At 68.5% G+C, this 19,114-nt stretch carries 21 protein-coding genes; 9 read left to right on the forward strand and 12 right to left on the reverse strand.

Going from position 1 to position 19,114, the window contains the following annotated elements:
* Positions 1-4: 4 nt before the first annotated feature.
* Entirely contained in the window at positions 5-265 is a 261-nt protein-coding gene (gene rpsT, locus G6N32_RS17715; RefSeq protein ID WP_036344424.1) for a 30S ribosomal protein S20, read from the forward strand.
* A gap of 1 nt (position 266) precedes the next feature.
* Here the strand turns inward: rpsT and holA are convergent, their stop codons facing one another.
* The 3 genes from holA to G6N32_RS17730 are packed head-to-tail and all read right to left on the reverse strand — an operon-like array spanning position 267 to position 3,536.
* A complete protein-coding gene (holA, locus tag G6N32_RS17720) occupies positions 267-1,241 on the reverse strand; it encodes a DNA polymerase III subunit delta (protein WP_115320701.1) in 975 nt (324 codons plus the stop codon).
* Positions 1,201-2,733, reverse strand: a complete 1,533-nt coding sequence (locus tag G6N32_RS17725) for a ComEC/Rec2 family competence protein (RefSeq protein WP_115320702.1) — start codon at positions 2,731-2,733, stop codon at positions 1,201-1,203. The genes holA and G6N32_RS17725 overlap by 41 nt, the downstream gene beginning before the upstream one ends.
* Positions 2,730-3,536 (reverse strand): ComEA family DNA-binding protein, encoded by an 807-nt coding sequence (locus G6N32_RS17730; protein WP_115320703.1) that lies wholly within the window; start codon positions 3,534-3,536, stop codon positions 2,730-2,732. Before G6N32_RS17730 ends, G6N32_RS17725 begins: the two co-directional genes overlap by 4 nt.
* A gap of 120 nt (positions 3,537-3,656) precedes the next feature.
* On the opposite strand from G6N32_RS17730, the gene G6N32_RS17735 reads away from it, so the two are divergent.
* Together G6N32_RS17735 and G6N32_RS17740 are read left to right on the forward strand one after the other, a co-directional pair.
* Complete coding sequence (locus G6N32_RS17735; protein ID WP_115320704.1) at positions 3,657-4,715, forward strand: NAD(P)H-dependent amine dehydrogenase family protein; 1,059 nt, start codon at positions 3,657-3,659, stop codon at positions 4,713-4,715.
* Positions 4,716-4,806: 91 nt separating this feature from the next.
* On the forward strand, positions 4,807-5,355 hold the full coding sequence (locus G6N32_RS17740; RefSeq protein ID WP_115320705.1) for a YceI family protein: 549 nt from the start codon (positions 4,807-4,809) through the stop codon (positions 5,353-5,355).
* Here the strand turns inward: G6N32_RS17740 and G6N32_RS17745 are convergent.
* The 5 genes from G6N32_RS17745 to nadD are packed head-to-tail and all read right to left on the reverse strand — an operon-like array spanning position 5,342 to position 8,652.
* A complete protein-coding gene (locus G6N32_RS17745) occupies positions 5,342-6,205 on the reverse strand; it encodes a DegV family protein (protein ID WP_115320706.1) in 864 nt (287 codons plus the stop codon). The two genes, G6N32_RS17740 and G6N32_RS17745, sit on opposite strands and share 14 nt — an antisense overlap.
* A gap of 3 nt (positions 6,206-6,208) precedes the next feature.
* On the reverse strand, positions 6,209-6,952 hold the full coding sequence (gene octT / locus G6N32_RS17750; RefSeq protein ID WP_115320707.1) for a diglucosylglycerate octanoyltransferase: 744 nt from the start codon (positions 6,950-6,952) through the stop codon (positions 6,209-6,211).
* Positions 6,942-7,610, reverse strand: coding sequence for a glucosyl-3-phosphoglycerate phosphatase (gene gpgP, locus G6N32_RS17755; protein ID WP_115320708.1), 669 nt, complete (start codon positions 7,608-7,610; stop codon positions 6,942-6,944). Before gpgP ends, octT begins: the two co-directional genes overlap by 11 nt.
* Complete coding sequence (rsfS, locus tag G6N32_RS17760; RefSeq protein ID WP_115320709.1) at positions 7,607-7,990, reverse strand: ribosome silencing factor; 384 nt, start codon at positions 7,988-7,990, stop codon at positions 7,607-7,609. Before rsfS ends, gpgP begins: the two co-directional genes overlap by 4 nt.
* Entirely contained in the window at positions 7,987-8,652 is a 666-nt protein-coding gene (gene nadD / locus G6N32_RS17765; RefSeq protein WP_264028701.1) for a nicotinate-nucleotide adenylyltransferase, read from the reverse strand. Before nadD ends, rsfS begins: the two co-directional genes overlap by 4 nt.
* 150 nt (positions 8,653-8,802) lie before the next feature.
* Between nadD and G6N32_RS17770 the strand changes: the two genes are divergently transcribed.
* Positions 8,803-10,014, forward strand: a complete 1,212-nt coding sequence (locus G6N32_RS17770) for a PE-PPE domain-containing protein (RefSeq protein ID WP_163789325.1) — start codon at positions 8,803-8,805, stop codon at positions 10,012-10,014.
* Here the strand turns inward: G6N32_RS17770 and G6N32_RS17775 are convergent.
* Genes G6N32_RS17775 through G6N32_RS17785 form a run of 3 tightly spaced genes read right to left on the reverse strand, consistent with a single transcriptional unit; the run spans position 10,011 to position 13,645 of the window.
* The gene (locus G6N32_RS17775) at positions 10,011-11,456 is read right to left on the reverse strand and encodes a vWA domain-containing protein (protein ID WP_115320712.1); all 1,446 of its coding nucleotides are present in this window, start codon (positions 11,454-11,456) and stop codon (positions 10,011-10,013) included. The genes G6N32_RS17770 and G6N32_RS17775 overlap by 4 nt on opposite strands.
* A gap of 4 nt (positions 11,457-11,460) precedes the next feature.
* Positions 11,461-12,339: an AAA family ATPase gene (locus G6N32_RS17780; protein WP_102805656.1), complete on the reverse strand. Its 879-nt coding sequence runs from the start codon at positions 12,337-12,339 to the stop codon at positions 11,461-11,463.
* A 19-nt stretch (positions 12,340-12,358) separates the two neighbouring features.
* Positions 12,359-13,645, reverse strand: a complete 1,287-nt coding sequence (locus G6N32_RS17785) for a glutamate-5-semialdehyde dehydrogenase (RefSeq protein WP_115320713.1) — start codon at positions 13,643-13,645, stop codon at positions 12,359-12,361.
* Positions 13,646-13,700: 55 nt separating this feature from the next.
* Here G6N32_RS17785 and G6N32_RS17790 point away from each other — a divergent pair, with 55 nt between their 5' ends.
* The 4 genes from G6N32_RS17790 to G6N32_RS17805 are packed head-to-tail and all read left to right on the forward strand — an operon-like array spanning position 13,701 to position 16,388.
* Complete coding sequence (locus tag G6N32_RS17790; RefSeq protein ID WP_115320714.1) at positions 13,701-14,552, forward strand: ribokinase; 852 nt, start codon at positions 13,701-13,703, stop codon at positions 14,550-14,552.
* A gap of 33 nt (positions 14,553-14,585) precedes the next feature.
* Entirely contained in the window at positions 14,586-15,407 is an 822-nt protein-coding gene (locus tag G6N32_RS17795) for an enoyl-CoA hydratase/isomerase family protein (protein WP_115320715.1), read from the forward strand.
* 43 nt (positions 15,408-15,450) lie between these two features.
* Positions 15,451-15,774: an ArsR/SmtB family transcription factor gene (locus tag G6N32_RS17800; protein ID WP_115320716.1), complete on the forward strand. Its 324-nt coding sequence runs from the start codon at positions 15,451-15,453 to the stop codon at positions 15,772-15,774.
* A complete protein-coding gene (locus G6N32_RS17805) occupies positions 15,774-16,388 on the forward strand; it encodes a cation efflux transmembrane domain-containing protein (protein ID WP_115321367.1) in 615 nt (204 codons plus the stop codon). The genes G6N32_RS17800 and G6N32_RS17805 overlap by 1 nt, the downstream gene beginning before the upstream one ends.
* Here the strand turns inward: G6N32_RS17805 and G6N32_RS17810 are convergent, their stop codons facing one another.
* Positions 16,389-18,431 carry an NAD(+) synthase gene (locus tag G6N32_RS17810; protein WP_115320717.1) on the reverse strand — a complete coding sequence of 681 codons (2,043 nt, stop codon included), beginning with the start codon at positions 18,429-18,431 and terminating at the stop codon, positions 16,389-16,391.
* 99 nt (positions 18,432-18,530) lie between these two features.
* Between G6N32_RS17810 and G6N32_RS17815 the strand changes: the two genes are divergently transcribed.
* Positions 18,531-19,070, forward strand: a complete 540-nt coding sequence (locus tag G6N32_RS17815; RefSeq protein WP_115320718.1) for a cysteine hydrolase family protein — start codon at positions 18,531-18,533, stop codon at positions 19,068-19,070.
* Positions 19,071-19,114: the final 44 nt, after the last annotated feature.

A 19,114-nucleotide genomic window follows, 5' to 3' on the forward strand; every position in this document is an offset into this window, starting at 1 on the left:
ACGCGTGGCCAACATCAAGTCGCAGGAAAAGCGCATCCGCACCAACGAGCGGCGCCGGGTGCGCAACAAGTCGGTGAAGAGTGCGCTGCATACCGCGATCCGCGGGTTCCGGACGGCCGCTGCTGAGGGCGACAAGGACAAGGCCGCCGAGCTGCTCGTGTCGACCAGCCGCAAGTTGGACAAGGCCGCCAGCAAGGGCGTGATCCACAAGAATCAGGCGGCCAACAAGAAGTCCGCGCTGGCTCAGGCTTTCAACAAGATCTGATTCAGTCCCGGCCGCTTCCGGCGGCCAATTGCGCCACCTTGCGCACCGCATCCTCCAGCACGTAGTCCGCGTCGGCTGCTGCACCCTTGACGTCGGCGTTCAACGCCGCGACCAGCCGCATCGCCGTCGCCACCTTGTCGCGTGACCAGCGCCGCGACTGTTTTTGGGCCTTCTGGATCTTCCACGGCGGCATTCCCAGCTCCGAGGCCAACCGGTACGGGTCGCCCGAGACCGGGCCCACCCGCGCGATCGTGTGCACTGCCTCTGCGAGCGCATCAGCCAGCACGACGTGCGGGACGCCCCGCAGCATCGCCCACCGCAGCGCCTCGGCCGAGCCGGCGACGTCGCCCACCACCGCTTTGTCGGCGATATCGAACCCGGAGACCTCGGCCTTGCCGCTGTGATAGCGCCGGACCGCGATCGCATCGACCTGACCCGCGGTGTCGGCGACCAGCTGTGAGCACGCCGACGCGAGCTCGCGGATGTCGGAGCCGACGGCATCGAGCAGCGCGGTGACGGTGTCGTCGTCGACCTTGACCTTCTGCCTGCGGAACTCGGCGCGCACGAAGTCAGCCCGCTCGGCGGCCTTGGTGATCTTGGCGCACGGATGCACCTGCGCGCCGAGCTTCTTCAGCTGATCGGCGAGTGCCTTGGCACGCCCGCCGCCGGAGTGCGCGACCGCCAGCACCGTGCCGGGCGGCAGGTCGGCGGCCGCCGTCACGATCAGCTCGACGGCATCCTTGCCGGCCTCGGCGGCCGACTCGAGTACCACCACTCGCTCGTCGGCGAACAGCGACGGGCTGAGCAGCTCGGCGAGCTCGTTGACCGACACATCACCCGCACGCAACCGGTCCACCGGTACGTCCGCGCCGCCGGAGGCCTTGCGGGCCAGCCGCATCACCTCGGAAATGGCGCGGTCGACCAGTAACTCCTCGTCACCCAGGATCAGATGCAGACCGTCTACCGTCGCGCTCACCCGATGATCGTTTCACGTGCGGCCGACAGCGGCTGACACCGACCGTCACCCATCGCCACACCAGCAGCGCGGCGAGTGACGTCCCCGCGACGGCCAGCACACCGCCGAGCCCGGACGGCACGCTCACCGCGGCGCCGGGAACGTCCGCGGCGGTGGACGCGACGCGCAGCAGCCACCACAGCTCCGGACCGGTGAAGCGGATCAGCAGCCCGGCGGCCGCCGGCAACAGCCAGCACACTGCAGCAGCCGCGGTACCCAGCACGGTGATCGGCGGGATCACCACGGCGACAGCCAGATTGGCGAGCACACCGATCACGCTCACAGTGCCCGAGATCGCGGCCACCAACGGTGCGGTGACCAACTGCGCGGCCAGCGCGATGCACACAGCATCGGCCAGCGGCTTGGGCCAGCCACGGGCGATCAGCCGAGCCGACCAACCGGGGGCCAGCACGATGAGCGCCGCGGTCGCGGACACCGACAGCGCGAAGCCCGCGTCGACGGCCAATTGCGGTGCCGCGATGAGCAATCCGAGTACGGCGGCCGCCAGCACCGGAACTGCCTGCCGCCTGCGGGCACTCGCGATGGCCACCAATGCGATGGCACCCATCACGGCCGCGCGCAGCACACTGGCCGTGGGCTGCACGACGATGACGAACGCCACCAGCGCGACAGCCGCCAGCCCGACCGCCGCGCGCGGCCCCACGAGCCCGGCGGACAGCAGCACGGCACCGCAGACGATCGTGACGTTCGCGCCGGAGACCGCGGTGAGGTGGGTCAGGCCGGCCGTCTTGAATTCCGTTGCGGTGGGAGCTGATACCGCTGAGGTGTCGCCCAGTACCAGCCCCGGCAGGATGGCCGCCTGATCGGCGGGCAGCACGTCGCGGGCCGATCGGGCGAACTGGTCACGGACCGCCCCGGCTGCCCGCTGCAGTGGCGACGCACGCCCCACCGTGGGCCGTCCGGTCGCGTTGAGCACGGCGACCGTCAAGTCGCGCCGGGTCGGCCTGCTGATGCGGGCTTTGAAGCGGACCGGCTGGCCGGCCATCAAGTCGCCGAAGTCCTGCGCTTGAGCGAAAACCACCACACTGCCGGTCATCTCGGCGCCGTCGAACTGGGAGAGGGCGGCACGGAACATCAGCCGTCCACTGCCGAGTTGGCGAGGCTCCTCCCCCGGCGTCACCGTCACGGTCGCGACCGCGCCGAATCGTTGGGCGATCGGATGTTCGCGGGCCGCGTCGCTGCGCATGGCCGCGGCCACCGCGAAACCCGCACCGACGACTGCGGCGCCTACCACCGCGACACCGGCCGTGCGGAAAACGGGCGCCTGCTCGCCTCGCCATCGGGCCAGCGCCGCCCAGCCGACCCCGACGCCCGCGCCGGCCGCGGCCAGCAGCGGCCCGACCGCCCACGTGATCGACACCGCCGTGACCGCCCAGGCCGTCAGCGCCGCGGGGACCAGCCGCAGATCGAGCCGCGCGCCCAGATCCGTCACACCCGGACCAGCGGCCGTAGTTTCTCCAGCCGCGCCGGACCGATGCCGTCGACCTCACCGAGCTGGTCGACGCTGGTGTATTTGCCGTTGGTGTCCCGCCAGGCCACGATCGCGGCGGCCGTCACCGGCCCCACCCCCGGCAGCGCATCGAGTTGCTCGACGGTGGCGGTGTTGAGGTTGACCGGGTCGGAAGGTGCACCCTTTCCCGGCGCCGCCGGCCGGTCGGACGCGGCGGGCGGTGCGCCGCTGACCGAGCTGCCCAGAGCGGTCGGCTGGCCGGCCGGGGTGCCGATACCGACGACGATCTGTTCTCCGTCGGTGAGATGGCGCGCCAGGTTGAGCCCGAGCGTGTCGGCCCCGTTCAGTGCGCCGCCCGCAGCCGACACCGCGTCGGCGATGCGGGCGTCCGGGGCCAGGGTCACCAGGCCGGGCTTGGTGACGAGCCCGACCACGCTGACCACAACAGGCTGGTTGGGATCCGGCCCGGGCCGCGCGGCGGCCGAGGACACCATCTCCACCGGCGGCAGCTTGGCCGACACCACCGGTGGTGGCTCGTCGCGCATCAGGGCGAACACCGTGATGAGCACCGCGACAACGGCGATCACCGCCAGGGCGATGCCGCCCGAACGGCCGGGATCGGCCCGGATCGCGGCGAGCCAGCTCGCGCCGCGGTCGGCGCGCCCGTCCGGGATCCAGCTGGGCACCGAGATCTCGTCGTCCCCGTCGTCATCGTCGCTCGGTTCACCCGCCGGGTCACCTCGGAGCCGGCGTTGCAGGCCGGCCAACGGCTGATCGGTTCGCATGCCGCGACCGTAGGGCGCGACGGCGACTGGAGATCCGCTGTGCGGGACTGCGCGGTGCGAACCTGTGGATGAATCCGGAACTGTGTACACGTCCGAACCTCGCCACCCAGGGAGCACCCCATGACCGCCATCACCGACCGCCCCATTCGGGTGATCCAGTGGACCACCGGCAACATCGGCCGCCGGTCGCTGCACGCGATCATCAGCCGGCCGGACCTGGAACTGGTCGGGGTGTACGCGCACGGCGCCGACAAGCTCGGCGTCGACGCCGCGGAGCTGTCCGGCTGGCCCGAACCCACCGGCGTCACCGCCACCAACGACATCGATGCGCTGCTGGCGGCGAAGCCGGACGCCTGCTGCTACAACCCGTTGTGGCCCAGCGTGGACGAGTTGGTGAGGCTGTTGGAGGCCGGCGTCAACGTGTGTTCGTCGGCGGCGTGGATCACCGGCGGCAAGCAGTCACCCGAGGATCTGGCCCGGATCCGAAAGGCATGCGAGCAAGGCAATTCCACGATCTTCGGTAGCGGTGCGCATCCCGGGATGACGAACATGGTCGGCATGGTGCTCTCCGGCGCCTGCGAGCGCGTCGACGAGATCCGCATCACCGAGTCGGTGGACTGTTCGACGTATGAGTCGGCGGGCACCCAGTCCGCGATGGGCTTCGGCTGCGATCCCGCCACCGAGGGGCTGGCCGAGAGTGTGCGGGTGGAGAGCGAGGTGTTCGCCGAGTCCGCGGCGATGATGGCCGACGCGATCGGCGCGAAGCTGGACCGGATGACTTTCGACGTCACGTTCACCACCGCCACCGGCGACAGCGACCTCGGCTTCATGACGATCCCGGAGGGCACCGTCGGCGGCGTGTACGGCTACCACCGCGGCTGGGTGGGCGACCGCAATGTCGTCAGCGTCGGGTTCAACTGGATCATGGGCAGTCACGTGGTGCCGCCCAAGCCGCTGGAGCACGGTCACGTCATCCAGGTCTACGGCGTGCCCAACATGCGCACGGTGCTGCACTGCCTGCCGCCGAAGAACTGGCCGGAGCCGGGCTTCATGGGGCTGGGCATGATCTACACCGCGCTGCCGGTCACCAACGCGGTGCCCGCTGTCGTCGCCGCCAAGCCCGGCATCGCGACGCTGGCCGATCTGCCACCGGTGACGGGCCGGTTCGCCGCCAGCTGACCCCGAGGGAATGAAACCGGACCATGGTCCGTTTACTTCGTGAGAGGCGTCGGGCACCGGGCACGGCGCCGCCGATCAAGGAGACCTCACGATGACCGCAGCGGTTCAGGCCACCGACCTCACCGGAACCTGGGCGATCGACCCCGTCCATTCGTCGATCAGCTTCTCAGTACGCCACCTCGTCGTCAGTAAGGTCCGCGGGACCTTCGGCGCGTTCAGCGGCACCGTCACCGTGGCGGCCGACGGCACGCCGTCGGTGACCGCCGAGATCGACGTCGCCTCGGTCTACACCGGCAACGAACAGCGCGACGCGCACCTGCGGGCGCCGGATTTCTTCGATGTCGAGCACTACCCCACCGCCACATTCGCCTCGACGTCGGTGGTCCCTGACGGGGATGCCTACCGGCTCGATGGCGACTTCACCCTCAAGGGCGTGACTCGCCGGATCAGCCTGCCCGTGCAGTTCAACGGGATGAATCCCGGCATGGGGCACGGCGCGGTCGCGGGGTTCGAGGCATCAGTGGTGCTGAACCGCAAGGACTTCGGCATCGACATCGACATGCCGTTGGAGACCGGCGGCGCGGTTGTCGGCGACAAGGTGACCATCACCCTGGAGATTGAGGCCCTCAAGCAGGCGTGACGCGATCCGGCGGGGTGGGATCGAGTGCGACGGCGATTCCCACCGCGCCGGCTCCGACGTGCACACCGAGCACCGGGCCCAAATCGGTGACGACCACATCGCCGCACCCGGGCAGCGCCGACGCCAGCGTGGCGGCCAATTCTCCTGCGGCGGAAGGATTGTCGATGTGGTGGACCGCGAGCGCGGCGTGCCGCTCACCCACCACATCGAGAACCTGCTCGATCATCGCGGCCTGCGCCTTGGATGCAGTGCGCACCCGTTGGGCCAGCACCAGCCGGCCCTGCTCGTCGATGCGAAGCAGCGGCTTGAGCGCGAGCGCGGTGCCCAGCCAGGACGCGGCGGTGCCGATCCGGCCGCTGCGGCGCAGGTTGTCCAGCCGCTGCACCACGATATAGGCCCGCACCCGGGACACCGCCGATTCCGCGGCGGCGGCAACGGTTTCCAGATCAGCTCCGCCGAGCGCGGCACGCGCTGCGGCCAGTGCGACGAACCCGGTCCCCATCGCCGTCGACTTCGAATCCACCACCCGCACGGCACCGTCGAACTCGCGGGCCGCGTATTCGGCAGCCCCCAGCGTGCTCGAGAGCTCACCGGAGATGTGCACGGCCACGACTCCGTCACCGTCGCTGGCGCGCAGCGCCTCCCGGTAGGCAGCAGACAGTTCACTCGGGGTCGCCCCGGCGGTGGTCACATGACCCCGTTGATACAGATCGGCCGGAACCGCGTCGACCCCGTCGCGCAGGTCGCGGCCGTCGACCAGGATGTGCAGTGGCACAACGCGGATACCGCAGGCGCGGACATCATCGCTGCGAAGCCGAGCCGAGGAATCGGTGACCACGACGACTGCCATGGATCAGCGGCGCGAGTTGTCGAGTGGGACCCCTGCTTCAGCGAGGGCCTTGAGCATCAGGTCGGCGACGCCGGAATGCGCTTCGAAGTTCCAGTGGATACCGTCCGGGTTGCCGCGGCCGGCCAGAACCTCTTCGGCCACCGCGGCTTTCAGATCGACCACCGGAATATCGTGCTGCGCCGCCCACTCATTGATCGCGACGACGGTGCCGGGCCTGCCGCGATGGGACATGCCATAGGTGGGCGCGATGTGCACCGACGGTACCGATGCGACCATCGGGATGCCGGGCCGGTTGAAGTCGATTGCACCGCGGGTCATTTCGAGATACTCGACTGTCAGGTGAGGCGGCAGCGCCGGGCGCGCTATCGGCGATAGTCTCGGCTGAATCAAGCCGTAACCGTCGCGCACCCAGCGGCGCAGCCAGGATGGCCGGACGTAGCGGATCAATTCACGCAAGGCGGTGGGTAGCGGCGAGGGCAGCGAATCCATGCCGCTGGTCGCGAAGATCACCGCACCGGCCCGGGGCAGCGCGGCCCATGCACGCGGATCCTGGGTCGCCGCCCACCAGACGTCGCGGCTTGTCCACCCGATGCGACCGATCAGTTCCACATCCCAACCCAGCTGACGGGCAACGATATTGGGCCAGATCCGCGGATCGTCGGAGGGTAGGCCGCCTTGCGGCCCGTAGTAGGACAGGGAGTCGCAGAAGACGAGCAATGTACGGGTGCCGTTGCCGTCAGAGGACATCGTTGGCCACCTGCGCCGAAGCATTCCAGACGTCGAGACGCCAACGGATGTCCTCGAAGGCGGCGTCGTCGGCACCGTGTCCGGACAGCTGCGCCCAGCTCGCGTTGCCCATGCCACCCAGCACCGGCCAGCTCTCGACCGGGAGCCCGAGCAGCCCGGCGCACAGCGCGGCGATCAGCCCGCCGTGGGCCACCAGCACCAGCGGCCGGTCGGGCTCGTCGACGCCCCATTCGCGTTCTGCGGCAACCAATTCAGCGACCAACGGGATGCTGCGGTTGGCGACATCGACGCGACTCTCACCGCCGTGCGGAGCCCAGGTCGCGTCGTCGCGCCACGCCAGCCGGGCGCCTGGTGACACCGCGTCGACCTCATGGTGGGTCAAACCCTGCCAGTCACCGAGGTGGGTTTCGCGAAGCCGGGTGTCGACCTCCACCCGCAGCCCGGTGCGCTCCCCCAGCGCCACCGCGGTGTCGTAGGCGCGGTGCAGATCCGAGGAAACGATGCGCACCGGCTGACGCTTGGCCAGCACCTCGGCGGCCGCGACAGCTTGGGCCCGGCCCAGGTCGGTGAGCTCGCTGTCGAGCTGACCCTGCATGCGACTTCCGGCGTTGTACTCCGTCTGTCCGTGGCGCAGCATCACCAGCCTGCGCACCCTCATGGAGTGTCCTCTACCTCAACGTCATCCAGATTCACGCTCAGGAAGGGGCAGTCCCGCCACAGCCGGTCCAGGGCGTAGAAGTTGCGCTCCTCCTGGTGCTGGATGTGCACCACGATGTCGACGTAATCCAGAAGCACCCAGCGGCCTTCGCGGGTACCTTCCCGGCGAGCCGGCTTGTGTCCGGCCAGCCGCATCTTCTCCTCGACCTCGTCGACGATCGCGTTGACCTGTCGCTCGTTGGACGCCGAGGCGATCACGAAGCAATCGGTGATCACCAGCTGGCCGGACACGTCGATCACGACCACGTCCTGCGCGAGCTTGGCGGCGGCGGCCCGTGCGGCCACGGTTGCCATCTGGACGGCTTCGTCGGACGCGGTCACGTGGTGGTCTCCTCGATTGTGGTGACGGATAGACGGCCCACCTGGCCCAGGTCGCGGTAGAGGCGGCGTTTGGACACGTACTGCACGACGCCATCGGGCACCAGGTACCAGATGGGCCGGTTCTTGGCGGCGCGCAGGCGGCAGTCGGTGGACGAGATGGCCAGGGCGGGCACCGAGACCAGGCTCAGCGCCTCCTCGGGCAATTGGTCGAACGCGGCGACGATGTGTTGGCCGTTGAGCTCGTAACCGGGCCGGCTGACCCCGACGAACTTCGCCAACGCGAACAGCTCTTCCCAGTTCTGCCAGGACAGGATCGAGGCCAGCGCGTCGGCCCCGGTGATGAAGTACAGGTCCGCGTCGGGATTCAGCGCGCGCAGATCGCGCAGGGTATCGCTGGTGTAGGTGGCTCCGCCGCGGTCGATGTCGACCCGGCTCACCGAGAACCGCGGGTTGGCGGCGGTCGCGATGACTGTCATCAGGTAGCGATCCTCGGCCGGCGTCACCTCCCGCGACTTCTGCCACGGCTGGCCGGTGGGGACGAACACCACCTCATCGAGTTCGAAAAGGTCGGCGACCTCACTGGCCGCGACCAGGTGGCCGTTGTGGATGGGATCGAACGTCCCACCCATCACGCCGAGCCTGCGCCGAGCCGAGGAAACCACGATTGACCAGCTTACGGGAGGCGCAGATGCGTTTCCTCACGCTCGCGATCGGTCGCGCTCTCTGCGCTCTGGCAAAGGCACGTGAGGGATATCACAAATGATCAGGTAGCCTTTTCTCCGAGTCGAGTTATGCCGATCAGGGGGCCTGTGATGAAGAAGCTCGGTAGCCGACGGATATCTGTGCCTGTGACCAGTGTGGTGGCTGTGGCCGCGGCCGTCGCAGTGGGCCTGACGCCGACGGTGTCGTCGGCACCGGTGCTGACCGCCGCCACGGTGGATTATCTGCGCGGCACGAATATCGGCTGGACCCCCACCGACCAGCAGTACCGCGATTTCATCTCCCGCGTGCTCGACGGCACCGATACCCCGGCCGCCACCCCCACCTCGGCGGGCAACATCGCCTACAACGCCGGTTTCTGGCCGGTGTCGAACAACTACATCTTCGACAAGACCTGGAACCAGTCCGTTGCGCAGGGCGTGAAGAACGTCGAGGCGCGCGACCCCCAGGGCGACGTCATCTTCGGACTGTCGCAGGGCGCGGTGGTGCTGTCCCGCTACAAAGCCGCCCACCCCGAGGGCACCGGGAACACCTTCGTCCTCGTCGAGAACCCGAGTCGGCCCAACGGCGGAATTCTGGAAAGGTTTGCCGGACTGTACATTCCGGTCCTGGACATCAGCGTGAGCGGGGCGACTCCGGACAACGGCGACACGACGGTCGACGTCGCCCGCCAGTACGACGGCTGGGCCGACTTCCCCACCTACCCCTTGAATCTCCTGGCAACGATCAACGCGATCATGGGCATGATCTACGTCCACGGTCAGACCCAGACCGAGCTCACCGCCGCCGACATCGAGGCCGCGAAGGCCGGCGGCAGCGCGTACTACCAACAGCACGGCGACACCACGTACTACCTGATTCGGACCCCGCTGGTGCCGCTGCTGATGCCGCTCAAGGGAATCGTTCCCGATCCGATTCTGGGTGCCATCGATCCGGTCCTGCGCAAGTTCATCGAAATGGGTTACAACCGAGCCGATTACAGCGCGCCGACGAGGGCCCAGCTGCTACCGGGGATCAGCCTGCCTGCCTTCCCCAGCCTGCCCGCAGCGGCCAGCACGGCCCCGAAGGCCGTTCCGGCGACTGCGGCCGCCGAACCCGCGGCGTCCACGCCGGAGGTCAGTACGCCTGAGCAGCCGGCGGTCAGCACGGTGACGGCCAAGACGACGCCGAAGGCCGGCACTCCGGCCAAGAAGTCGGCCGGCGCCAAGAAGAGTGCCGCGTCGAGCGACTCCTCGGGCAGCGACGCGCCGAAGAAGAAGCCCACCGGCGGCAGCGCACGGTCGTCGGCGAAGAAGGCGAGCTAGACCGGCAGCAGCTGGTCGATCACCGCGGCAAGCTGCTTGGCCGACCGGCATTCGTGCATGGTGATGACATCTTCATAGCGCGGGACCGCGGAATCGCCGCTGCCCCAGAGGTGCCGCGGCTCGGGGTTCAGCCAGTGCGCGTGCCGGCTCGAGGTGACCATGTGAGCGAGAATGTCCACGGCCGGATTGCGGTAGTTGGTGCGACCGTCGCCGAGCACCAACAGCGAACTGCGCGGCGACAACACGTTGTGGAAGTTCTCGGTGAACGAGACGAACGCGTTGCCGTAGTCGGAGTGCCCGTCGCGGGTGTACACCCCCGCCTCCCGGGTGATGCGCTGGATCGCGACCGCGAGGTCGGCGTCCGGACCGAACAGGTGCGTCACCTCGTCGGTGGTGTCGATGAAGGCGAACACCCGAACCCGGGAGAACTGCTGGCGCAGGGCGTTGACGAGCAGCAGCGTGAAGTGACTGAAACCCGCCACTGAACCCGAGACATCGCAGAGCACAACGAGTTCCGGTCGGGCCGGGCGCGGCTTGCGCAGCACCACGTCGATCGGCACACCCCCGGTGGACATCGACTTGCGCAGCGTCTTGCGCAGGTCGATGGAACCGGAACGGGACCGGCGGCGGCGGGCCGCCAAGCGGGTGGCCAGCATCCGCGCCAGCGGGCCGACGACCTTACGCATCTCGCGCAGCTGATCGCCGGATGCCCGCAGGAACTCGACGTTCTCGGACAGCTGCGGGATGCCGTACATCTGGACATGGTCACGGCCCAGCTGTTCGGCGGTGCGTCGCTTGGTCTCGCTTTCCACCATCCGGCGAAGTTGCGCGATCTTCTGCGCGGCAAGGGCTTTGGCGATCTGCTCCTGCGTGGGGGTGGGGTCGTCGTCGTGCGGTGCGAGCAAGCCGGCCAGCAGCCGGCCTTCCAGCTCGTCGAGTCCCATCGCCTTGAGCGCCTGATACGACGAGTACGACGGGCCGCGACTCGAGGTGTAACGGCCGTAGGCCTCGACGATCTGGGCGATCATCGCGACCAGCCGCTCGTCCATGTCGCCGATGTCGGGATTGTCGGCCAGCAGGTCCAGCAGCATTTCCCGCATGGCCTCGATGTCCTCGGGCGGCAGACCTTGCTGGGGCTCGTCGTCGGCGTCCTCGTCGACCAGCACGGTGCGCCCGCCCAGCGCGGCAGGCCACCACAGGTCGAACAACGCGTCGTAGGTCTGCCGGTGGTCGGCGCGCCGCAGCACCGCGCAGGCCAGTCCCTCCCGCAGCGCTTCACGCTCCCCCAGGCCCAGCACCGTCAGCACCCGGCCCGCGTCGACGGTCTCCGAGGGTCCGACCGAGATGCCTTGGGCGCGTAGCGCTTCGACAAAGCCGACCAGATGGCCGGGCAAGCCGTGTGGGGCCAGCGGCTGTGCGGGACGCACCCTGCGGACGGCCATCGGGCTAGTTCAGCCGGAGTTCGCCGGTGGCGCGCTGCTGATCGGACTGGTGTTTGAGCACCACCCCGAGCGTCGCGGCGATGGTGGCGTCGTCGATGGTGTCCATTCCGAGGGCCAGGATGGTGCGGCCCCAGTCGATGGTCTCGGCGACCGACGGCACCTTCTTGAGCTGCATGCCGCGCAGCACCCCGATGATGCGGACCAGTTCGGCGGCCAGTGATTCGGGCAGTTCGGGCACCCGCGACAACAGGATCCGCCGCTCGAGATCGGGGTCGGGGAAGTCGATGTGCAGGAACAGGCAGCGACGCTTGAGTGCCTCGGACAGCTCCCGGGTGGCGTTTGAGGTCAGGACCACGAACGGAGTGCGCGAGGCGGTGATGGTGCCGAGTTCGGGGACGGTGACCGCGAAGTCGCTGAGCACCTCGAGCAGCAGGCCCTCGATCTCGATGTCGGCCTTGTCGGTTTCGTCGATCAGCAGCACGGTGGGCTCGGTGCGCCGGATCGCGGTGAGCAGCGGGCGGGACAGCAGGAATTCCTCGCTGAAGATGTCGGACTTGGCCTGGTCCCAGTCGTTCGACCCGGACTGCATCCGCAGGATCTGCTTGGCGTGGTTCCACTCGTAGAGCGCGCGCGCCTCGTCGACACCCTCGTAGCACTGCAGGCGCACCAGGCCCGACCCGGTGGTCTGGGCGACCGCGCGGGCGAGCTCGGTCTTGCCGACGCCGGCAGGCCCTTCGACCAGCAGGGGCTTGCCCAGCCGGTCGGCGAGGAACACCGCGGTGGCGGTGGCGGTGTCGGGCAGGTAGCCGGTCTCGGCCAGCCGCTTGGCGACATCGTCGATGTCGGCGAACAGCGGAGCCGGGCGGGCCGGGGTTTCAGTCACGGATTCTCCTGTTGTCGGCTCAGGCAGGTCGGGTGTGGCCGTCTCCCCAGACGATCCACTTGGTTGACGTCAATTCGGGCAGACCCATCGGTCCGCGGGCGTGCAGCTTCTGGGTGGAGATGCCGATCTCGGCTCCGAAGCCGAACTGCTCGCCGTCGGTGAATGCCGTGGACGCGTTGACCATCACCGCGGCGGCATCTACACGTTCGGTAAAGCGTTGCGCCGCTTCGAGATTGGTGGTGACGATGGCCTCGGTGTGCCCGGTTCCGTAGGTGTTGATGTGCTCGATGGCGGCGTCGAGGCCGGCCACGGTGGCCACCGCGATGTCCATCGACAGGAACTCCGCCCGCAGATCGTCCTCGGTCGGGTTGTCGTGGACGGTGACGCCGGCCCGGCTCAGGGCGTCGACCAGGCGAGGTAGCGCGGTGTCGGCCAGCGCCTCGTCGACCAGCAGGGTCTCGGCCGCATTGCAGACGCTGGGCCGACGGGTCTTGGCGTTGAGGATGATTCGCTCCGCGACGTCGATGTCGGCGGCGGAGTGGACGTAGACGTGGCAATTTCCGACGCCGGTTTCGATGGTCGGCACCGTGGCATCGCGCACGACGGCGTCGATGAGACCGGCTCCCCCGCGCGGGATCACGACGTCGACCAGGCCGCGGGCCTGGATGAGGTGGGTGACGCTGGAGCGGTCGGCGCTGGGCAGCAGCTGGACCGCGTCTTCGGGCACGCCTTCGGCGGCCAGGGCGCCGCGCAGCGCGGCCACCAGCGCGGCATTGGAGTTGGCGGCCGACGAACTGCCGCGCAGCAGCACGGCGTTACCGGACTTGAGGGTGAGTCCGAAGGCATCGACGGTCACATTGGGCCGGCCTTCATAGACGATTCCGACGACGCCGAGCGGCACCCGCTGCTGGCGCAGTTGCAACCCGTTGGGCAGGGTGCGCCCGCGCAACACTTCACCGATCGGATCCGGCAGTCCGGCGACCTGACGCAGACCGGCGGCGATGCCGTCGATGCGCTGCGGGTTGAGCGCCAGCCGGTCCAGCATCGCCTCCGCGGTGCCCGCAGCTCGCGCGGCGTCGAGGTCGGCGGCGTTGGCGGCCAGGATCGCATCCGCGTGGGCCAGCACGGCGTCCGCGGCGGCGTGCAGGGCGCGGTTTTTGACCGTGGTGGTCAACGTGCCGAGGGTGCGTGAGGCGACCCGGGCCCGACGGGCGGCGTCGTGAACCTGGTCGCGCAACCCCGCGCCAGCTGAACCCCGGGTCGCTGCGCTCCCGCCCGCCGGAGCGGACTCCGCTTCGACACTCATCCGCCCAGGATATCGGTCTCCCGACCAACCGGCAGGTGGGGGCTAACGTACGTGCGTGGCAAGAGTGTGCGTGGTGGGCAGCGTGAACGTCGATCAGTTCTTTCGGGTGACTGAGTTGCCCCAGGCCGGCGAGACGGTTCTGGGCTCGTCAGTGGTGACCGCCCCGGGCGGTAAGGGCGGCAACCAGGCGGTGGCCGCGGCCCGCGCCGGCGCCGATGTGCAGTTCGTCGGAGCGGTCGGCACCGACCGGGACGGCGATGAGTTGCGGGCCCATCTGCACACCAACGGCGTCCGGCTCGACGGTGTGGAGGCGTTGTCGGTTGCCAGCGGCCGGGCGGTCATCCTGGTCGACGACCACGGCGAGAACGTGATCGTCGTGGCGCCCGGAGCCAACGGGCATCTGACGCTCAACGCGGCTGCGCGCGCCGTCATCGCCGATTGCGAGGTGCTGCTCGTCCAGTTGGAGGTGCCGGTGGCGACGGCCGTGGCTGCCGCCAGGGAGGCGCGTTCCGTCGGGGCGACGGTGATGGTCAACGCCTCCCCGGTCAGCACCGATCCGGGGCTGGCCGAGCTGGCCGACGTCACTGACGTCGTCATCGTCAACGAAGCCGAGGAGCCGCACTGGCCCTGGGCCACAGAACATCTCGTGGTCACCCGAGGCTCCCGCGGTGCGACGTACCGCGGCCCGCACGGCGTTGTTGACGTCCCCAGTCCCGAGGTCGAGGCGATCGACACCACCGGCGCAGGCGATGTCTTCGCGGGGGTGCTCGCGTCCAGCTGGGCGGCCGGCCATGACCGCGCATTACGGCGCGCTTGCGCCGCAGGCGCCCTGGCGACACTGATCGCAGGCGCCGGCGACTGTGCACCGCGCAGCGAGGCGATCGACGATGTCCTCACCGGGTACTGAATTCTTTACGGTTGGGACGATAGTCTGCACCCGATGACACACAGCGACAGTCCGCGACCGCCTGAGGGTGACTGGCTCGGTACTCCGTTCTTGACGTTCACCCGGGAGGGCGCCTTCGGGGTGTGCACCCTGGATCGGCCCGAGGCGCGCAATGCCATGACACCGGCGATGTACTTCGGCATCAAGTACGCGGTCAACCACGTGGGCGCTGATCCTGATTTGGCCGGCCTGCTCATCACCGGAACCGGCGACGTCTTCGCCCCCGGCGGCGACATGGGCGGCGGCGGGGTGGACAACTGGCTGACGTTCGGCGCGGCGTTGGGCATGGATGCGTTGCCGTTCGACACGCTGCGGCAGTCCGCCAAACCGGTGGTGGCCGCGGTCAACGGACTGTGTCAGGGCGGCGGCCTGCAGATCGCGCTGTGCGCCGACATGGCGGTGGTCAGTGACCGCGCGACATTCCGCGTGCCGGAGCTCTACCGCGGGATCGCCGACACCTACTACAGCCAGATGCTGGCCCGGCTGATCGGGCCGGTCCGGACCCGCGACCTGATGTTCACCGGCCGCACGCTGACCGCCGACGAGGCGCTGGATTGGGGCATGGTCGCCCGGGTGGTCCCGCACGCCGACCTGGCCGAGACGGCACGGGACATCCTCGCCAGGTGCTGTCGCACCGCCCCCGTCGCACGGTCGGTGGTCAAGTCCAGCATCGACAACTACCTGGGGCTCTACGACCGGATCGGCATGCAGCGCAGTCTCGGATCGCCGGAGTCCATCGAAGGTTTCATGGCGTTCAAGGAACGCCGCTCGCCGGACTGGGTACATCCGGATCTGCGTATCGAGGGCAGGCTGTAGTTCAGCCTGTTCTGAATACAGTGCCCGCTGTACTGTTGCGGGAATGCAGAGCCTCACCCAGAGCGATGTGCTCGCCCGGTTCGGCGCCGCGTTGTCCGATCCCACCCGGGCCGACATTCTTCTTCTCCTGCGGGACGGTCCCGGCTACCCGTCCGATCTGGCCGAGAAGATCGGCGTCTCACGTCAGATCCTGTCCAACCACCTGGCCTGCTTACGCGGCTGCGGGCTGGTGGTGGCCGAACCCGAAGGGCGGCGCAGCCGCTACGAGTTGGCCGACGCCCGGATCGCCAACGCTCTCGACGATCTGATCGGACTGGTGCTGACGGTCGACCCGGCGTGCTGCCCGGCCGCCGACGACTGCTGCTGATGGCCGACGCGCTATCCGCTACGCGCCGTGGGCAACTCGGGCGCCGGATCCGGTTGTTGGTGGCGGCCACGATCGCCTACAACCTCGTCGAGGCGGCCGTAGCGCTGACCGAGGGCGCGCGCGTCTCGTCTGCGGCGCTCATCGGCTTCGGGCTGGACTCGCTGATCGAGGTGTCCTCGGCGGCCGCCATCGCGTGGCAATTTTCGGCGAAAGACCCTGAGGCACGCGAGAAAACCGCGTTGCGGATCGTCGCGTTGTCTTTCTTCGCACTGGCGGTCTACGTGACCGTCGATGCGACCCTGGCGCTGGCCGGACAGCAGGAACCCCGACACTCCCCGATCGGCATCGGACTGGCGGCGGCCAGCCTGGCCATCATGCCGCTGCTGTCCTGGGCCCAACGCAGGGCAGGCTCAGAACTCGGTTCGCGATCGGCGGTGGCCGACTCCAAGCAGACCCTGCTGTGCACCTATCTGTCGGCGGTCCTGCTCGCCGGCCTGCTCCTCAACTCTGTCGCCGGGTGGTGGTGGGCCGACCCGATCGCCGCCCTCGTCATCGCCGGTGTGGCGGCACGCGAAGGTCGCGACGCGTGGCGCGGCGACAACTGCTGCCGCTGATCAGTCCTCCGGAATCTCCTGCTCGATCTCGGCCAGCCAGATCCGCGCCGACATGTCCGACGGCGCGCGCCAATCACCGCGCGGCGACAGCGATCCACCGTGCGACACCTTGGGCCCGTTCGGCAGAGCCGACCGCTTGAACTGACTGAACGAGTAGTAGCGCTGCGCGAAGATACTCAGCCAGTGCCGAATCTCCTTGAGCGAGTACGCCGGACGCTTGCCTTCGGGGAAGCCCGGTGGCCAAGTTCCGCCGGCGGGATCGCTCCACGCGTGCCACGCCAGGAACGCGATCTTGGACGGCCGGAAGCCGTACCGCAACACCTGGAAGAGCGAGAAATCCTGCAGCGAGTACGGGCCGACCTTGGCTTCGCTGCTCTGGATCTCCTCGTCCTCACCGGTCGGCACCAGTTCGGGGGTGATCTCGGTGTCCAGGACCGACTGCAGGATCTCGCCGACCTCATCGGAGAACTCTCCGGACGAGATCACCCAACGGATCAGGTGCTGGATAAGGGTTTTCGGCACTCCGCCGTTGACGTTGTAGTGCGACATCTGATCGCCGACCCCGTAGGTCGACCAGCCCAGGCCGAGTTCGGACAGGTCACCGGTGCCCAGGACGATCCCGCCGCGCTGATTGGCGATCCGGAACAAGTAGTCGGTGCGCAGCCCCGCCTGCACATTCTCGAAGGTCACGTCGTACACCTTCTCGCCGCGGGAGAAAGGGTGACCGATCTCCGTCAGCATCAGCGTGGCGGTGTCCCGAATATCCAACTCGGAGAACGTGACTCCCAACGCCTGCGACAGCTTGATCGCATTACTCTTCGTGCGCTCACCCGTGGCGAATCCGGGCAGGGTGAACGCCAGGATGTCGCTGCGCGGGCGGCCTTCCCGGTCCATCGCCCGGGCGGCGACGATCAGCGCGTGCGTCGAGTCCAGGCCGCCGGATACCCCGATCACGAGCTTCGGATAGTTCAGCGCACGTAGCCGCTGCTCGAGACCGGCGACCTGAATGTTGTAACCCTCGTAGCAATCCTGCTCCAGCCGAAGCGGATCGCTCGGCACGAACGGGAACCGCTCCACCTCGCGCATCAACCCGATGTCCCCGCTCGGCGGGTCGAGGCGGAACCCGATGCGCCGGAACGACGTCAACCGATCCTGATGATGGCGACGGTTGTCGTCGAAGGTGCCCATCCGGAGCCGCTCAGAGCGCAACAGGTCCAGGTCGACGTCGGCGACCGAGCGTCGCTCGCCCTTCGGAAACCGCTCGGATTCGGCCAGCAGACGGCCGTTTTCGTAGATCATCGTCTGGCCGTCCCAAGCCAGGTCGGTGCTGGACTCCCCCTCCCCGGCTGCGGCGTAGATGTAGGCGGCCAGGCAGCGCGCCGACGCCGAACGGGCCAGGAGCTTGCGGTCCTCGGCCCGTCCGATTGTGATCGGGCTGCCGGATAGGTTCGCCAACACCGTCGCACCCGCCAGCGCTGCCTCGGCGCTCGGCGGAATCGGGATGAACATGTCCTCGCAGATCTCGACGTGCAACACCAGCCCGGACACGTCGTCGGCGGCGAACAACAGGTCCGGACCGAAGGGCACGTCGACACCGCCAATCCGGATGGTGCCCGCCATGTCGTCGCCGGCCGCCACCTGGCGCCGTTCGTAGAACTCGCGGTAGTTCGGCAGATATGACTTCGGCACCACCCCGAGCACCGCCCCGCGGTGGATGACCACCGCGGTGTTGTAGATGCGATGCAGATACCGCAGCGGCGCACCGACCACCAGCACGCCGAACAGATCGGCCGACGCCGCGACGATGTCGAGCAGGGCAACCTCGACGGCGTCGAGCAACGAGTCCTGCAGCAGGATGTCTTCGATCGAGTAACCCGACAAGGTGAGCTCGGGGAACACCGTCACCGCGACGCTGTCCTGGTCATTGGCTCGCGCGATCCGCAGCACCGACTCGGCGTTGGCCGCGGGGTCCGCCAGCACCGTGTGGTGTGTGCAGGCAGCAACCCGCACGAACCCGTGCCGGTAGGCGGAGTAGAAATCCATGGGCCCATTGTTGCCCGTCACTCCCGCGGCGGAAACGGGAACCACCCGTTCGGACGTCTCCGACGTGTCGTCGGGCGATGACGGGGTAGTCGCCAGGACATGTCCAATACCGCGCTTTTGGTAGTCGACATGCTCAACGCCTACCAACATCCCGACGCCGACATGCTGGCCGGCAACGTCACCGACATCGTCGAGCCCCTGGCCGATCTGATCACCGAGGCCAGGGACCGTGATGATGTCGAGTTGATCTACGTCAATGACAACTATGGCGACTTCACCGCCGAACCCAGTGACCTTGTCCGAAAAGCCCTGGAAGGGGTCCGGCCGGAGCTGGTCCGCCCGATTGCCCCACACGCGGGCGCCCGGGTCATGACGAAGGTGCGGCACAGCGCCTTCTACGCCACCCCGCTGGATTACCTGCTGACCCGGCTGGAAGTCGACACAGTGATCCTCACCGGGCAGGTCACCGAACAGTGCATCCTCTACAGCGCTCTGGACGCCTACGTCCGTCACTACGACGTGGTGGTACCCAAAGACACGGTGGCCCACATCGACGCCGAGCTCGGGGCGGCCGCCCTCGCCATGATGGAGCGCAACATGAGCGCCGAGATCGTCGCCGCGGCCAAGTGCCTGCCCTGAGAGCACCGCCAAATAGGTTGAGCAGGAGCCGTTTCGAGTAGTGC

Origin of the sequence: Mycolicibacterium aichiense (genome assembly GCF_010726245.1) — a bacterium.
Taxonomy (GTDB): domain Bacteria; phylum Actinomycetota; class Actinomycetes; order Mycobacteriales; family Mycobacteriaceae; genus Mycobacterium; species Mycobacterium aichiense.

What these genes read in the sequence shown, in the direction of transcription:
- G6N32_RS17730 (WP_115320703.1), bottom strand. Translation starts at nt 3,536, where the DNA reads ATGCGAACCGATCAGCCGTTGGCCGGCCTGCAACGCCGGCTCCGAGGT.
- G6N32_RS17735 (WP_115320704.1), top strand. Translation starts at nt 3,657, where the DNA reads ATGACCGCCATCACCGACCGCCCCATTCGGGTGATCCAGTGGACCACC.
- G6N32_RS17740 (WP_115320705.1), top strand. Translation starts at nt 4,807, where the DNA reads ATGACCGCAGCGGTTCAGGCCACCGACCTCACCGGAACCTGGGCGATC.
- G6N32_RS17745 (WP_115320706.1), bottom strand. Translation starts at nt 6,205, where the DNA reads ATGGCAGTCGTCGTGGTCACCGATTCCTCGGCTCGGCTTCGCAGCGAT.
- octT (WP_115320707.1), bottom strand. Translation starts at nt 6,952, where the DNA reads ATGTCCTCTGACGGCAACGGCACCCGTACATTGCTCGTCTTCTGCGAC.
- gpgP (WP_115320708.1), bottom strand. Translation starts at nt 7,610, where the DNA reads ATGAGGGTGCGCAGGCTGGTGATGCTGCGCCACGGACAGACGGAGTAC.
- G6N32_RS17770 (WP_163789325.1), top strand. Translation starts at nt 8,803, where the DNA reads ATGAAGAAGCTCGGTAGCCGACGGATATCTGTGCCTGTGACCAGTGTG.
- G6N32_RS17775 (WP_115320712.1), bottom strand. Translation starts at nt 11,456, where the DNA reads ATGGCCGTCCGCAGGGTGCGTCCCGCACAGCCGCTGGCCCCACACGGC.
- G6N32_RS17785 (WP_115320713.1), bottom strand. Translation starts at nt 13,645, where the DNA reads ATGAGTGTCGAAGCGGAGTCCGCTCCGGCGGGCGGGAGCGCAGCGACC.
- G6N32_RS17795 (WP_115320715.1), top strand. Translation starts at nt 14,586, where the DNA reads ATGACACACAGCGACAGTCCGCGACCGCCTGAGGGTGACTGGCTCGGT.
- G6N32_RS17800 (WP_115320716.1), top strand. Translation starts at nt 15,451, where the DNA reads ATGCAGAGCCTCACCCAGAGCGATGTGCTCGCCCGGTTCGGCGCCGCG.
- G6N32_RS17805 (WP_115321367.1), top strand. Translation starts at nt 15,774, where the DNA reads ATGGCCGACGCGCTATCCGCTACGCGCCGTGGGCAACTCGGGCGCCGG.
- G6N32_RS17810 (WP_115320717.1), bottom strand. Translation starts at nt 18,431, where the DNA reads ATGGATTTCTACTCCGCCTACCGGCACGGGTTCGTGCGGGTTGCTGCC.
- G6N32_RS17815 (WP_115320718.1), top strand. Translation starts at nt 18,531, where the DNA reads ATGTCCAATACCGCGCTTTTGGTAGTCGACATGCTCAACGCCTACCAA.